The organism is Catellatospora vulcania, from assembly GCF_009720385.1.
GTDB classification, from domain to species: Bacteria; Actinomycetota; Actinomycetes; order Mycobacteriales; family Micromonosporaceae; genus Catellatospora; species Catellatospora vulcania.
Genome location: NZ_ML769307.1, coordinates 177,374 through 190,649, shown reverse-complemented (window position 1 = coordinate 190,649; position 13,276 = coordinate 177,374). Strand labels below are relative to the sequence as shown.

General features: G+C 67.1%; 18 protein-coding genes. 7 read left to right on the top strand and 11 right to left on the bottom strand.

Annotated features, from left to right (window positions below):
• Positions 1 to 437: 437 nt before the first annotated feature.
• Together F6W97_RS15530 and F6W97_RS15525 are read right to left on the bottom strand one after the other, a co-directional pair.
• A complete protein-coding gene (locus F6W97_RS15530; RefSeq protein WP_155371037.1) occupies positions 438 to 791 on the bottom strand; it encodes a hypothetical protein in 354 nt (117 codons plus the stop codon).
• 78 nt (positions 792 to 869) lie between these two features.
• Positions 870 to 1,757: a mechanosensitive ion channel family protein gene (locus tag F6W97_RS15525; protein WP_155371036.1), complete on the bottom strand. Its 888-nt coding sequence runs from the start codon at positions 1,755 to 1,757 to the stop codon at positions 870 to 872.
• Positions 1,758 to 1,958: 201 nt separating this feature from the next.
• On the opposite strand from F6W97_RS15525, the gene F6W97_RS15520 reads away from it, so the two are divergent.
• Together F6W97_RS15520 and F6W97_RS15515 are read left to right on the top strand one after the other, a co-directional pair.
• Positions 1,959 to 2,180, top strand: coding sequence for a DUF2188 domain-containing protein (locus F6W97_RS15520; protein WP_155371035.1), 222 nt, complete (start codon positions 1,959 to 1,961; stop codon positions 2,178 to 2,180).
• 189 nt (positions 2,181 to 2,369) lie between these two features.
• Positions 2,370 to 3,830: a cryptochrome/photolyase family protein gene (locus F6W97_RS15515; protein WP_230686702.1), complete on the top strand. Its 1,461-nt coding sequence runs from the start codon at positions 2,370 to 2,372 to the stop codon at positions 3,828 to 3,830.
• A 41-nt stretch (positions 3,831 to 3,871) separates the two neighbouring features.
• Here the strand turns inward: F6W97_RS15515 and F6W97_RS15510 are convergent, their stop codons facing one another.
• The 5 genes from F6W97_RS15510 to F6W97_RS41530 all read right to left on the bottom strand — a co-directional run bounded on the left by F6W97_RS15510 (position 3,872) and on the right by F6W97_RS41530 (position 6,157).
• Positions 3,872 to 4,240 (bottom strand): DUF3040 domain-containing protein, encoded by a 369-nt coding sequence (locus F6W97_RS15510; RefSeq protein ID WP_196279164.1) that lies wholly within the window; start codon positions 4,238 to 4,240, stop codon positions 3,872 to 3,874.
• A gap of 142 nt (positions 4,241 to 4,382) precedes the next feature.
• Positions 4,383 to 4,784 carry a response regulator gene (locus F6W97_RS15505; RefSeq protein ID WP_230686701.1) on the bottom strand — a complete coding sequence of 134 codons (402 nt, stop codon included), beginning with the start codon at positions 4,782 to 4,784 and terminating at the stop codon, positions 4,383 to 4,385.
• 158 nt (positions 4,785 to 4,942) lie between these two features.
• The gene (locus F6W97_RS15500; protein WP_230686700.1) at positions 4,943 to 5,269 is read right to left on the bottom strand and encodes an STAS domain-containing protein; all 327 of its coding nucleotides are present in this window, start codon (positions 5,267 to 5,269) and stop codon (positions 4,943 to 4,945) included.
• Positions 5,270 to 5,526: 257 nt separating this feature from the next.
• On the bottom strand, positions 5,527 to 5,931 hold the full coding sequence (locus F6W97_RS15495; protein WP_155371031.1) for a hypothetical protein: 405 nt from the start codon (positions 5,929 to 5,931) through the stop codon (positions 5,527 to 5,529).
• 121 nt (positions 5,932 to 6,052) lie between these two features.
• Positions 6,053 to 6,157, bottom strand: coding sequence for a DUF4235 domain-containing protein (locus tag F6W97_RS41530; RefSeq protein ID WP_407924579.1), 105 nt, complete (start codon positions 6,155 to 6,157; stop codon positions 6,053 to 6,055).
• 423 nt (positions 6,158 to 6,580) lie between these two features.
• Here F6W97_RS41530 and F6W97_RS15485 point away from each other — a divergent pair, with 423 nt between their 5' ends.
• Positions 6,581 to 6,766, top strand: a complete 186-nt coding sequence (locus F6W97_RS15485) for a hypothetical protein (RefSeq protein WP_155371030.1) — start codon at positions 6,581 to 6,583, stop codon at positions 6,764 to 6,766.
• Between the two features lie 121 nt (positions 6,767 to 6,887).
• Here the strand turns inward: F6W97_RS15485 and F6W97_RS15480 are convergent, their stop codons facing one another.
• On the bottom strand, positions 6,888 to 7,295 hold the full coding sequence (locus F6W97_RS15480; protein WP_155371029.1) for an ATP-binding protein: 408 nt from the start codon (positions 7,293 to 7,295) through the stop codon (positions 6,888 to 6,890).
• Positions 7,296 to 7,655: 360 nt separating this feature from the next.
• Positions 7,656 to 7,925, bottom strand: coding sequence for a GlsB/YeaQ/YmgE family stress response membrane protein (locus F6W97_RS15475; protein WP_155371028.1), 270 nt, complete (start codon positions 7,923 to 7,925; stop codon positions 7,656 to 7,658).
• Positions 7,926 to 8,344: 419 nt separating this feature from the next.
• Here F6W97_RS15475 and F6W97_RS15470 point away from each other — a divergent pair, with 419 nt between their 5' ends.
• Both F6W97_RS15470 and F6W97_RS15465 read left to right on the top strand, forming a co-directional pair.
• Positions 8,345 to 9,148 (top strand): alpha/beta fold hydrolase, encoded by an 804-nt coding sequence (locus tag F6W97_RS15470; RefSeq protein ID WP_155371027.1) that lies wholly within the window; start codon positions 8,345 to 8,347, stop codon positions 9,146 to 9,148.
• A 17-nt stretch (positions 9,149 to 9,165) separates the two neighbouring features.
• A complete protein-coding gene (locus F6W97_RS15465; RefSeq protein WP_155371026.1) occupies positions 9,166 to 10,389 on the top strand; it encodes a PP2C family protein-serine/threonine phosphatase in 1,224 nt (407 codons plus the stop codon).
• Between the two features lie 106 nt (positions 10,390 to 10,495).
• Here the strand turns inward: F6W97_RS15465 and F6W97_RS15460 are convergent, their stop codons facing one another.
• Entirely contained in the window at positions 10,496 to 11,287 is a 792-nt protein-coding gene (locus F6W97_RS15460) for a glucose 1-dehydrogenase (RefSeq protein ID WP_196279174.1), read from the bottom strand.
• A 131-nt stretch (positions 11,288 to 11,418) separates the two neighbouring features.
• On the bottom strand, positions 11,419 to 11,955 hold the full coding sequence (locus F6W97_RS41400; protein WP_330164974.1) for a DUF6766 family protein: 537 nt from the start codon (positions 11,953 to 11,955) through the stop codon (positions 11,419 to 11,421).
• A gap of 90 nt (positions 11,956 to 12,045) precedes the next feature.
• Between F6W97_RS41400 and F6W97_RS15450 the strand changes: the two genes are divergently transcribed.
• Together F6W97_RS15450 and F6W97_RS15445 are read left to right on the top strand one after the other, a co-directional pair.
• Complete coding sequence (locus tag F6W97_RS15450; RefSeq protein WP_155371023.1) at positions 12,046 to 12,516, top strand: SRPBCC family protein; 471 nt, start codon at positions 12,046 to 12,048, stop codon at positions 12,514 to 12,516.
• 283 nt (positions 12,517 to 12,799) lie between these two features.
• Positions 12,800 to 13,219: a YihY/virulence factor BrkB family protein gene (locus F6W97_RS15445; RefSeq protein ID WP_407924578.1), complete on the top strand. Its 420-nt coding sequence runs from the start codon at positions 12,800 to 12,802 to the stop codon at positions 13,217 to 13,219.
• Positions 13,220 to 13,276 lie beyond the last annotated feature (57 nt).

Genomic DNA, 13,276 nt, shown 5'->3' with positions numbered 1-13,276 from the left:
CGCCGTCCGCGAGCCGGGTCTGGATGAGGGCGAAAGTGCACTGGGTCGTCAGGTTGCAGCCGGTGGCGGTGCCTGCGACGCCGGTGAGAAACCTGAAGGAACGCGGCCTGTCCCGGCGACGCGTGCTCGCCGGGCCACCCGGCTGCTGGACCGCACCGCCGTGCGGGTCGGCGGCGAGGCGGTGGCCCGAGCGTGCGGAGCAGGTGGCGATGGAGGTGCTGGGATGAACTCGCCGGCTCGGCCCCGCGATATCGACACCTCGCAGAACTACCCAGCGTGACCGGCCGCCGCCTCGACGCCGTACCCGAGCCGGTGCTGCCAGTCGGGCTGCCCTGACAACCGCTCGCCGATGGCGAGCAGTCGGACAGCTTTCCCGAGGCCGGTAAGCCCATCGGGTGACCGAAGCGCACGTTGCTCGTGGGACCGGGGCGCGGCCTCTAACCGACCAGGACGCGATCCGCAGGCAGCGTGAGCACGGTGGTCAACTCCGAGCTGTGGCGGCCCGGGTGGCCCTCAGGCAGCAGGCAGGCGTCGACGGACACACAGTCGTCGCAGCAGTACGGCACCTGGACGAGCGCGTGGGTTCCGGCGACGTCGTCCCATGCCAGCCACCACGCCGTCTCCTCCGCCTCGCCTACGCTCTGCAGGAAGCCGGTGTGGTCGCGGTCGTGTTCGTCCTGCAGGTCGCAGCCCACGTGCCGGGGCAGTTGGTACTGCCCGTCCGGCAGGGCGGCGAGGAAGTCGTACACGTCGGACGTCAACGCGATACTGCTGCGGCATCGCAGGTGCATGCTGTCCACCTCCACATGTCGTGTCATCAACGCTCGGACATGGCGGGTGCGGCACCCATTGCCGCACCCGCCACAGGGTCAGGCGTCGCGCCCGGCCGCCGGTCGCGGACCGGGCAGGACCTGCGTCATGTCGTCCTCGGCCGGCACGTCGCGGTCGTCACGCTGGCCCGCAGGCGGGGTCGGGGCGACGATCGCAGCCTGCTGCGCCGCGGGCGCCTCGGCCGACTGATACACCGTGGAGGTGCGTTCGCCGACGATCTGCGTGGCGTCGGCCTGTCCGGCTGCGTAGGCGCGGGCGTGGTCGGCGACGCGGACGTACTCGCTGCCCGCACGGTCGAGCCACGAGTCCCAGCGGGACTGCATGGGCCGGATCAGGCCGCCGCCGACACCGACGATGAGGATGCCGGCGACGGTCGCCAGCGCGGCGATCAGGATCGGGGTGGTGACGGTCGTGGCCACGCCGATCTGGTTGAGCGCCGCGATGACGCCCAGGCCGATGATGAACACCGAGGCGACACGGCCCAGCGTACGGCCGTACGACAGTCCGCCCAGTGCGGCGGTGACGATGTCCTTCACCCAGGACGCGATGGCGGTGGCGACGACGATGATCAGGATCGCGACGAACGCCTGCGGCAGCCATGCCACAACCGCGTTGATCAGGTCGGAGACCGGGTTGGGTCCCCAGATCCCGAACGCCAGCTGCAGACCGAACAGCAGCACCGCGTAGTAGACCAGCCGTGCGACCAGGTCCGAGGCGTCGTAGCGGCCGCGGGCCAGCCAGGCGGCGACGCCGCCGCGCTCGGCGAGCCGGTCGAACCCGACCCGTTCAAGGATCTTGTCAGTGAGCGTCCTCAGCGCCCCGGCCGCCAGCCAGGCAACCACCAGGATGGCGATGAAGGCCAGTGCTTTGGGCAGGAACAGCGCGATCGACCGAGCGGTGTCGGTCAGCACGCTTTCGAGATCCATGGGAACTCCTTCGCAGTGTCAGTCACAACCCCGATGCCCATCGCCACCCCTCGAAAACGAACCAGCTGGGCCGCAGCCTCCGGCAGATTCCGTTTCAGCGCCATGACCAGGACTTATGACATCCGATTCGTGTTACTGGTTTGCGGACGCGGCCAGCGGTGATCCGTAGGGCGTAGCGGTAACCGAGAGAAGGAGGCTGTCATGCAGCGCACCACGTATCGGGTGATACCCGCCGGGCAGAAGTGGGAGTTGCACGAGGGCGACCAGGTGGTCGCCTCCCACGACCGCAAGGAGGACCTCGTCCACACCGCGCGCCAGACCGCTCGTGACCACCGGCCGAGCCAGTTGGTGATCCACGACGGTGAGGGGCGGATCGAGGACGAGTCGACCTACCAGGACGACCCGTTCCCGCCTGCCGGCTGAGCGCTCGCGCTCGTCGGTCACGGTCCGACGAAGGCACCGGCCGGGGGTGACATCCGCCGGCCGGTGCGCGGGCAGGCGCGCAAGACATGCAACAGCTGCCCAAACCGCCGGTGGCGGACATTGCACGCCACCCAGAAAATGATCGTGTGAATCCCTGATCACGGCCTCGACCTGCCCGACAATGGCGATGTGCGCCGCTGGCTTTTCGCCGATCAACTGGGACCGCATTTTCTCGACTCCACCGACCAGCCGGTGCTGCTCGTGGAGTCCAAGGCGGTGTTCCGCCGCCGTGCCTTCCACCGCCAGAAAGCGCACCTGGTCCTGTCCGCGCTTCGCCACCGCGCCGCCGAACTGGGTGACCAGGCGCTGCATCTGCGCACCGAGACCTACCGCGAAGCGCTGACCCAGGTGCGCGAGCCACTCGACGCCTGCCACCCCACGTCGCGTGCCGCCCGGCGGCTGCTGAGCACCACGGACGTCACCGTGCACGACCCTCGCGGCTTCGTCACCACCCCGACCCAGTTCACCGCCTGGGCCGACGGCAGGCGAAGGCTCCGCCTGGAGGACTTCTACCGCCACTGCCGCGTACTGCACGACGTGCTCATGGACGGCGACGAACCCGCGGGCGGCCGATGGAACCTCGACACCGACAACCGCGAGCCGCCACCGGCCGCCGGCCGCCTCGACGTCGCCGAGCCGCCGATACCCGTCGAGGACGACATCGACGCCCAGGTCCGCGCCGACCTCGACCGGTGGCAGGACGAAGGCATCACCTTCACCGGACGCGACGGGCCACGGCTGTTCCCCGTCACCCACGCTGAGGCCGCCGCTCGGCTGCGGCATTTCGTCACCCACCGACTGCCCGTGTTCGGCCCGTACGAGGACGCCATGCTCGCCGGCGACCCATGGCTGGCCCACAGCATGCTGTCGGCACCGCTCAACCTCGGCCTGCTCGACCCGATCGACGCCGTCCACCGGGCCGAGGCCGCCTACCGGGCCGGCCGGGCCCCGCTGGCCAGCGCCGAAGGGTTCATCCGGCAGATCATCGGCTGGCGCGACTACATCTGGCACCTGTACTGGCACCTCGGCGAGCACTACCCCGCCAGCAACAAGCTCGCCGCCCGCCGGGCCCTGCCCCGCTGGTTCGCCGACCTCGACGCCGACGCCGTCCAAGCCCGCTGCCTGTCCGACGTACTCGCCGGGGTACGTGACCGCGGCTGGGTCCACCACATCCCGCGGCTGATGGTGCTGGGCAACTACGCCCTGCAGCGCGGCTGGCAGCCTGCGCAGCTCGCAGACTGGTTCCACCGCAACTTCGTCGACGGTTACGAGTGGGTGATGACCGCCAACGTCGTCGGTATGAGCCAGTACGCCGACGCGGGTGTCATCACCACCAAGCCCTACGCGGCCGGTGGCGCCTACCTCAACCGGATGAGCGACTACTGCGGCGGCTGCCCGTACGATCCGCGCCACCGCCTGGGCGACGACGCCTGCCCCTACACCGCGGGCTACTGGGCCTTTCTGCACCGCAACCGGCAGCGGCTGCACGGCAACATCCGGCTCACGCAGCCGCTGCGCCAGCTCGACCGGCTGGCCGACCTGGACGCTGTCGTCGAGCAGGAGCGTCACCGGGGCTCCCGCGCCCCGTGAGACCGCCCGGCGGTTGGGTCGCCGATCGAGCGGTCCCTCCATCACCACCGGCCCCGCGAGCCCACCTTCATAAACGCGCTCGCGGCGATCATGAACAGCATCAGGATCGCCGCGTAGGAGATTCCCGCCGGCAAGGCCACGGCCACCGAGATCGCCACCGCGGCCAGCACCCACCAGAACGAAGACCGAGGGCTCGGTCCCGAGGCACGCGGGTGGTCGTGGTCGCCCATCGACGCCACGAACTCTGGATCGTCGCGCGTCAGCTGCTGTTCGATCTCGCGCAGCCGCCGGCGCTCCTGGGGAGTCAGTGCCACGACCGCCTTCCTCACCCCACCTGCTGAAATACCGCATTGATCAAGCACGGACTGGATCGTTTCCAGCAGCTCCCCGCAGCAGACGTGCTCTTTCACCCGGGATGGCGGGAAGTATGGACACCGCCACGAGCGATTCAGCCCCGGACCTTCCGCGCCTGCTTGCTGGAGCCCCGCGCCGTGACCGGCCCGGCGGCGGGCAGCCCGCAGCGCAATCGGTGGTACGGATCAGGGTCGGTGCTCAGGCGGCCAGTGCCGGGCTGCGTACGGCGATCTCGTCGAAGAAGCGATAGATCGCCCCGACGACCTGGTCGTACCCGTCGATGTCCTGCGGTTTGATCACGTAGGCGTTGGCGTGCGAACCGTAGCTGGCCTGCACGTCGTCGGGGTTGCGGGAGGTGCTGAACACGACGACGGGGATGGTCGCCAGGTGCAGATCGTTCTTCACCACGGACAGGACCTCGTGCCCGCTGACGCGGGGCATGTTCAGATCGAGCAGCACCAGGTCGGGGCGAGGCGAGGCGGGGTCCTGCAGAAACGTGAGCGCCTGGTCGCCGTCCCCAACGTGGAGGACCGCCTGGGTCATGCCGGCGGTTTCGAGTGCGTCGGCGACCAGCAGGGCGTCGCCGGCGTCATCTTCCACCAGCAAGATCAGCAATGGGGAGCGCTGTGACAACGGTTGCCTCCAAGCCGTAGCGACTCGGTAGGGGCAAGTCGTCGCCGAACCTTATCAACCAGGTGGTAGCAGGCGCGAGCTTACTGCGTGACTAGCGGGCGGCCTCGCCGACCGCGACATATCAGTCAGGCCGGCCTGGCGAGCAGGGTCCGCATCCCGGTCACCTCCATGACACGATCGACCCAGCCCGTAGCCCCCTCCACGTAGATCACGTGGCCGAGTTCCTTCGCGGCTGCAAATCCCTCGACCAGTGCGCGGATGCCAGTCGAGTCGAGGAACGTCACGCGGCTGAAATCGACGGCGACCTCGGGCGACTGCTTGACCGCATCGCACAGTTCAGCTCGCAGCAGGTCAGCCGTTGCAAGATCGAGATCGCCGTGGACCACCACGCTGAGCCGCGTCGCGTCGAGCTGCCGCTCGATGCTGAATGCAGAGCCTTCGGTGTTCATCATCCTTGTCAACTGCCTGTTCTCCGGGGACGCACCGTGCTGTATCCACCCGACGCTCCATCTGATGACGCTGCGCCGTCCTCTGTTCGACTGCCGCGACCGCCCCGGCCACGAGCTGGGCACCAGGTTCACCGGATGTCGTCCGGGGCGCGTCAGACGAGCCTGATGTCTTGCCGTTCTGACTGGGTGTCGCGGCGGTCGACGATTGGCCGGTACGTAGTGGTTGCTCGGCGAATCGCCGGGCAACCACTACGCAGGCTTTACTTTGATCGGGCGGAGCGCCGTCCCAGCCACCATACGAGCAGTACCGCACCAGTGCCGATCAGCCAAGGCCGGGGGTTGCTGCGCACACGGTCGGTGAGCTGCTGACCGGCGGCACGCCACTGCTGCGGCGTCTGCGGCATCTGCTCGGCCACGGCGTTGAAGGTGGCGGCGGCACGATCCTTGATCGCAGCAGCTGCCTCCAGCGCCGTGTCCTTGGCTGCGCCGGCCTGAGCGCCGGCGTCCTGGGCGACGTCCGCCGCCTTGTCCGTTGCCACTCGGCCGGCGTGGGCAAGGGCATGCCCGGCCTCTTCGGCACGGTCGGTGAACAACTGCCCTGCCGTCGTAGTGCTGCTCGTTGCCAGGTCGACGGTGGTCGAAACGACGTCGTTCTTCGTAGGCATCAGCCAGGTCCTTCCGGGTCGGGCGTAGGACTCCGGTACCCGGCTTTTCCTGCGCTAATCCGACCCGGCCGACGTCAAGCCCTCTCACGACCAGGCCGGGTAGGTCGTTATCGATGGGCGTTCAGTCCGGCCAGCGACCCGTCAACGACTTGACCGCGTGCGCGCCCCCACGATCGACGGTTGCCTTGACCAGGCCGAAGACTGCTCCCTGAATCGCCGCCGCCATGAGGATCTCGGGCCATCCCTTGGCCGGATCGGTAGCGTGCGGCGCTTGACGCGCCCCCCGAGGCGAGTCGCCATATCTGCTTGAACGCCGCGCCGGCGACCGCGCCGGCTAGCACGCCGCCGGCCATCCCGATCGGCTTGTAGACGATTTTCTGCGTAATCATGGCAAGGAGCTACCCGTGACCTGGTAATTCATTCCCACCAGCCAGCGGCAAGGGATTTCTGGCAGCCGATGGACAGGCTCCCGCAGCCGATGACCCCGGATCCTCCCGCGTCAGCACGCCCGTCGCGCCGGCGGTTCGTGGCCGCCGACCGCGGCAGTTGAGCAGCGTGCAGGCAGGGACCGTGGACTGCTTCCCAGCCCGGCTGGATTTGGCCTCCGCAGATCAGGGCATAGAAGGATCATCGACAATGGGAGGCCCCGATGCAGACGATCGATGAACTGGCACGCGAGTTGGACGTCACCGCCGACGACGTGCAGGCATATGTTGCCCAGCTGGTGACCCAGGACGGGGAGCCCGCCGTGATCGCTCAGCCTAGCAGCGAGCCCGGCAAGACCACTTTGACGGACAGAGCCGTGGACAGGGTACGGGTTCAGCTTACCCATTGACGGCTGCGAACTCAGCTTGCAGCACATGTCGCCTCGGCTGCTTGGGGGCTATGCCGACGAGGTTGGTCATGGCCCTCTGGCACCGCCGGAGTGGCCGCATCGGCGATCTGCCCGCTCGGCGTCATCTGTTGAGCACAAGACGCCAGACGGTTTGTCCCGGTTGGCTGAAGCAGTGGAAGGCATCGCAGATCTCGGTGGCTATGCGCAGGCCCCAGCCACCGGGTACCTCGGTTTGATCCGTCCGGCGTGTTTTCCGGCTGGGCAGGCTGCCGAAGTCGGTCACCTCGGTGATCACTTTGCAGTCCTCGGACCACACGCGTGCGATACCCCCCGACGAGGTGTGCTGCAGGGTGTTGGTCGCGACCTCGCAGACGGCCAGCCGAAGCGCCGGGATCCGGTCATCGGACAGGCCTACCTGCTGAGCTTGGGAGCACACGAACTCTCTGACCGCGGCCAGGTCTTCGACAGAGTGAAAATCCATGGCCGCTACCGGAGGCGGCGAGCCCATGGGAGTTGCGGTCAGATGCATGGCTCCTCCGCCCTCCGAGACATCATCGCCGTAGCACGAAGTTCTTACCCACCCGGCTCAGGCACAGCGCCGTCGGCGATAGACCATGACACGGCGCTTTCCGAAAACGACCGGAAGGTCCTATCAGTCACCTACCCGAACGGATGACCTGCAAACTCGGCGCGCCACTCACTGCGTAACTGCGGCTTGTCGATAGCCTGCGTCTTACCTGCTCAACCTGTGGCAGTTCGTCGACTATGACTCATATTCGGCGATCCTGCGGGTGCATCACACCGGCGAACCGATCCGGGTCGATCACGCAGAAACGAATGGTGCGGGGCCCGAACTCGAGTTCGGGCCCCGCACCATTCATGGCGTCGCTCAGACGGTGCTGCGTCCGCGGAAACCGGACAGCAGCGCGACGCCGAGCGCGGCGAGGCCGACCTGGAAGACGAGTTCGATCCAGTCGATGCCGTCGGTGACGGCCACGCCCACAGCCTGCGCGATCGCGGTGCCGATCAGCGCGGCGACGATGCCCACGACGATGGTCAGCCAGATCGGCAGGCTCTGGCGGCCGGGCAGCACGAGCCGGCCGAGCGCGCCGATGACCAGACCGACGATGAGGGCCGAGATGATTCCGGCGACAGTCATGACCTTCTCCTTACCCGTGAAGTTCTTATGCCGTCCATCTGCCCCTGCATCGCCGCGGCAAACGCATCTGGCAACCGAACCCGCCGCACGCACGACATCGCCCCGCGTTCACCTTGCGAAGCAGCCGGTCATCGTCCACGTTGACCAGTGCAGTCATTCGACGCACTTGCTCAACGTGCGGTAGGCCCGCCGGCAGGAATTGATCAGCGCGTGATCTTCGCCGGTGGGGCCGCGTCCCGTCACCGGCTTCGCCCGCAGTGGCCGCGCTGTATCCGAGATGCGAGTCGCCCACATACCATGCGTCACGCTCGCATGGGGCCGGACAACGAAGATCATATTCGTGTATATGTCAGTCAGTGCAGCTCAGGCGGGGTGCGCATAAGTTTTCGATCAGGCAGGACGGGTGAGACAATCGCCAAGTGAATGTCCGTACGCGAAACCACGTCACCTTCAGCGGGCCGCAGGACGCGCCCATGGTCGTGTTGTCACACGGGTTCGGCTGCGACCAGAACATGTGGCGGCACATCGTGCCGGAGCTGTCGCGCACTAACCGCATAGTGCTGTTCGACCACGTCGGCTCCGGCCGATCCGACCCTGCCGCGTGGGACGAATCGCGGTACGCCTCCCTGGACGGCTATGCCGACGACGTACTGCAACTCCTCGATGGCTTGAACCTGCAGGCGGTGACGTTCGTCGGCCACTCGGTCAGCGCGATGATCGGAGTTCTGGCCGCCAACAGGAACCCGAGCCTGTTCTCCGCGCTGGTGCTGGTGACACCTTCGCCGTGTTACCTCGACAACGGCATGTACCACGGCGGGTTCACCCGCGATGATATCGACGAACTCCTGGCCTCGCTGGACAGCAACTACCTTGGCTGGTCAGCCACCATGGCACCAGTGATCATGGGTAATGCCGACCGGCCCGAGTTGGGCGACGAGCTGACCAACAGCTTCTGCCGCACCGACCCCGCCATGGCCGCGATATTCGCCCGAGCCACATTTCTGTCCGACAACCGCGCGGATCTGGCAGAAGTCTCGGTGCCGACACTCATTTTGCAGTGCACCCACGACGCCATCGCACCACCGGAAGTGGGCGCCTACGTCCACGAGCGCATCCGGGACAGCCAGCTGGTCACCCTGCCCGCGACCGGGCACTGCCCACAACTCAGCGCGCCTGAAGCCACCGCTTCGGCAATCGGCCGATTTCTCGCCCGGTCCACATGAACAGCAAACCAGTCCGAATGAACAGCAAACCAGTCCGACAGCAGACGGCCGACACCCCGTTTGCGGCGATACTGGAGGACAACATCGACGACCTCTACGACAACGCGCCGTGCGGGAACCTGTCCACCCTGCTCGACGGCACCGTCGCGAAAATCAATGCGACCCTGCTGCAGTGGCTCGGCTACACCCGCGACGAAGTCGTCGGGATTCGCCGCTTCGCCGACCTGCTCACCGTCGGCGGCAAGCTCTACCACGAAACGCACTACGCACCATTGCTGGCACTCCAAGGCGAGATCGCCGGGATCGCCCTGGAGCTACGGGCCAAAGACGGAAGCCGGCTACCGGTGCTGGTCTCCTCCACCGTCAAAACCGGCGGCGACGGCGAGCCGCAGCTGATCCGCACCGTGGTCTTCGACGCCCGTGACCGGCGCGCTTACGAGCTGGAGCTGCTGCGCGCCCGCCAGGCCGCCGAGCAGGACCGCGAACGTCTACAGAACCTGGTCTCCGCCCTGCAGGCCAGCCTGCTCCCGCACTCCCTGCCCACGCCGCCAGCGATGACCACCGCGGCGCATTACCATATGGCCTCGCCGGACCAGGTCGGCGGCGACTTCTACGACCTTTACCCGCTCGACGGCGACCGGTGGGGATTCTTCCTCGGCGACGTCTGCGGCAAGGGCGTCGAGGCCGCCGCCGTCACCGCCCTGGCCCGGTACACGCTGCGGGCCGCCTCCGTATACGACGCAGACCCAGTTGCTGTGATCAGCAACCTCAACACGGTGCTCTACCAGGAGTACCGCACGAGCGGCCACCGCTACTGCACCGTCGTGTTCGGGGTTCTTTCCAGCCCCGCGGCCGACGGCACCCGCACGGCCCACATCGCCGGCGGTGGCCACCCTGCCGCGCTGCTGACACGCTCCGACGGCGGCACCAGCTACCAGGACACCACCACCGGGCCCATCGTCGGGATCCTTCCAGCAGCCGCCTTCACCGCCACCTCGCTGACTCTGCATCCGGGCGATACCCTGCTGCTGTACTCCGACGGGATAATCGAAGCCCGAAGCGGCGGACCCGAAACCATGTTCGGCCAGGACGCGCTACGGGAAGCCGTCAGCACCGCCGCCACCGCGAACGCGCCCGGCGTCATCGCTGCCCTCATCAGCGTTCTGGCTGACCTCGGCGACAGTGTCGACGACGACGTCGCTCTGATGGCACTCGGCGTATCCGGCGTGCAGCAGCCCTGACTGCCGGCCCTCGTGCAGGTCGGTCAACGAAGAGCACGAGCCCGCGTTCGCTGCGACGGCAATCAGCGGACGCTTCTTGACGCTGTCCTTGGCCGGTCGCGGCGCGTCACAGGATGGGTTTGCCACCGGTTACCGGGATGAGCGCGCCGGAGATGTAGCTGGCCTCGTCGGAGGCGAGCAGCACATACGCGGGCGCGACTTCTCTGGGCTCGCCGGCTCGTCCCAACGGGGTGTCCTTGCCGAACTTTTCGACCTGCTCAGGTGGCATCGTGGAGGGAATCAGCGGGGTCCAGATCGGGCCGGGAGCGACGGCGTTGACGCGGATGCCCCGTTCGCCGAGTAGTTGGGCCAGTCCGGCCGTGAAGTTCGCGATCGCGCCCTTGGTCGTGGCGTAAGGCAGCAGCGTCGGGCGGGGCTTGTCTGCGTTGATGGAACTGGTGTTGATGATCGACGCCTTGTCGCCCAGGTGCGGAAGGGCGGCCTGGACAAGACGGAACATCGCGGTGATGTTCACATCGAAGGTGTGCAGCCACTCGTCATCGCTGATCTCTTCGACTGTTTCGTGGGTCATCTGATATGCGGCGTTGTTGACCAGGATGTCGATGGTTTCGAACTCCTCGACGGCCTTGTCGACGACCGCCTGGCAATGCGCCCGGACGGCAAGATCACCGGCGACCAGCACGGCCTTGCGGCCGGCTTCCTCGACCAGCTTGGCGGTGTCTTCGGCGTCTTCGTGCTCACTGAGGTAGGAGATGAGCACGTCGGCGCCCTCGCGGGCGAACGCGATGGCCACCGCGCGGCCGATGCCGCTGTCACCGCCGGTGATCACGGCCTTCTTGCCAGCCAGCCGGCCTGAACCGCGGTATGAGTCCTCGCCGTGGTCGGGTTTGCGGCGCATGGCCGCCAGGGTCCCTGGCGGCTGCTGCTGTGGCTCGGACACAGTTCCGTCTCCTCTTCGAACACCGACATGTCGTGCCGCGCTGCGCGGACTGCCCAGACCATCGTGGCCCGGCGCGGCGCTGACTGGTGTCAAAATTCCCTAAACGGTCGAGCGCAAACGCCCGCGATCTGCACGACGCTTGGGCCGGCTAAGGCGGGGTGTGGTGCCTCATACGACAGGAGCAGTTGACGCTTGCTGCCAGGGCGCGTTGTGGCAACGAGGTTTCCGGTTGACCGTTCAACGACGCGAAGGGCCAAACCCACGACCTCTCGCCCCTTACCGGCGCTGAGCGACGGCTGTCCGCTCAGGGCTTGCTGCTCGTTGTAGTCCGCCGTCCCGCCGAGCACATGGCTGACGAACGACAGCAGGAAGAATCCGAGCAGCACGACGGCCAGGCTGTTGCGGTATAGCAGCTGCACCAGGCCGTTGCGTCGCGAGGGTGACGGTGCGTCCGGTCCGGCGTTTTCTGGATAGTCCTCGGGCCGGTCTATCTCGTCGGGCTTCTTCGACTCCGCCGACCGAGGTCTATGAGCCCGGCGAGGGTCGTGTCGAGCAACGGTTCGCTGAGCTGAGCACCTGGATGCGCGACCGGTTCCCGTTGTCCGAGCTCGCCTACCGCTGGTCAGCCCAGGCCCGCTGGTTTGAACCTGGACGAATCGGGTAAGCCAAGACGGCCCATGTCGCGATCTTGATCGAAGTTTTCGAGGAGGAGTTCGATGAGCACGGTGACTGAGTCAGTAGATGTCCACGTACCGGTTCGCACGGCATACAACCAGTGGACCCAGTTCGAGTCTTTCCCGCACTTCATGAAGGGCGTGGAATCGGTCCGCCAGATCGATGACATTCACAGTCATTGGGTCGTCGACGTGGCCGGGGCCAAGCGGGAGTTCGACACGGAGATCACCGAGCAGCACCCGGATGAGCGGATCGCCTGGAAGAGCACGAGCGGTGAGACCGAACACGCCGGTGTGGTCACTTTCCACCGCCTCGGCGAATCCGACACACGGGTAACGGTGCAGCTGGACTGGGAACCGGAAGGGTTCGTGGAGAACGTCGGCAGCGCGATCGGCGCAGACAGTCGCCAGGTCAAGGCCGATGCGCAGCGGTTCAAGGAGTTCATCGAAGAGCGCGGCACCGAAACCGGCGAGTGGCGTGGAGAAGTCGACATCCCGGAAAAGCGTGCGTGAGTAACAGCGCCGTGGAGGTGAACCATGGTGCCGCAGCCGGCGGTGGGTAGCCCGCGCGGTGCCACGTGCGTCCCGGCGCGACGATGAACAGTCGCACCACCGCTGGGCCGTGGTGCGACTGAGCTGTCCGCGAACCGCCTCACCGGTCTACCCCGCCTGCGGCACACGCCGCGACCTCGCGCGTGAGCGGGTTTGCGCTGGATTTGACAGCGGTACGCAGCAGCCATGGCCGACAACAAGACCCCGGACACGAGTGGCGCCCCGCCGCCGGATGCTCACCGGAATGCTTTTGGTGGCCAGCACGCTGATCGTAGTGCTCAGCGGCAGACTCGCCGAAGCCCTAGGCAACGCCCTCGGCGTCCCCGATCAAGCGGTCGGCGTGTGGAGTATCGCCAAGTGGCCGGTGCTGGTCGTACTGATCGCTCTGCTGTTCGCAGTCCTGTACTGGGCGTCTCCCAACGCCCGACAGGGCGGCTTCCGCTGGGTCAGTCCCGGCGGCCTGCTCGCCGTCGTCTTGTGGATCATCGTGTCCGTGGCGTTTGGTTTCTACGCTGCCAACTTCGGTTCCTACACGGCCACCTACGGTGTCCTCGGCGGCGTGGTGGTGTTCCTGATCTGGCTGTGGCTGAGCAACCCCCGTTCGTCGCGTGCGTGCCAGACGGTGGCGCTGCCGCCGCGCCCGGCTGGTTCTGTCAGGCGATAGCGCTCGTCGAGCAGAGTGCCCGCCTGCCACGGTGTCGCAGCCGGGCTGCTCATGACG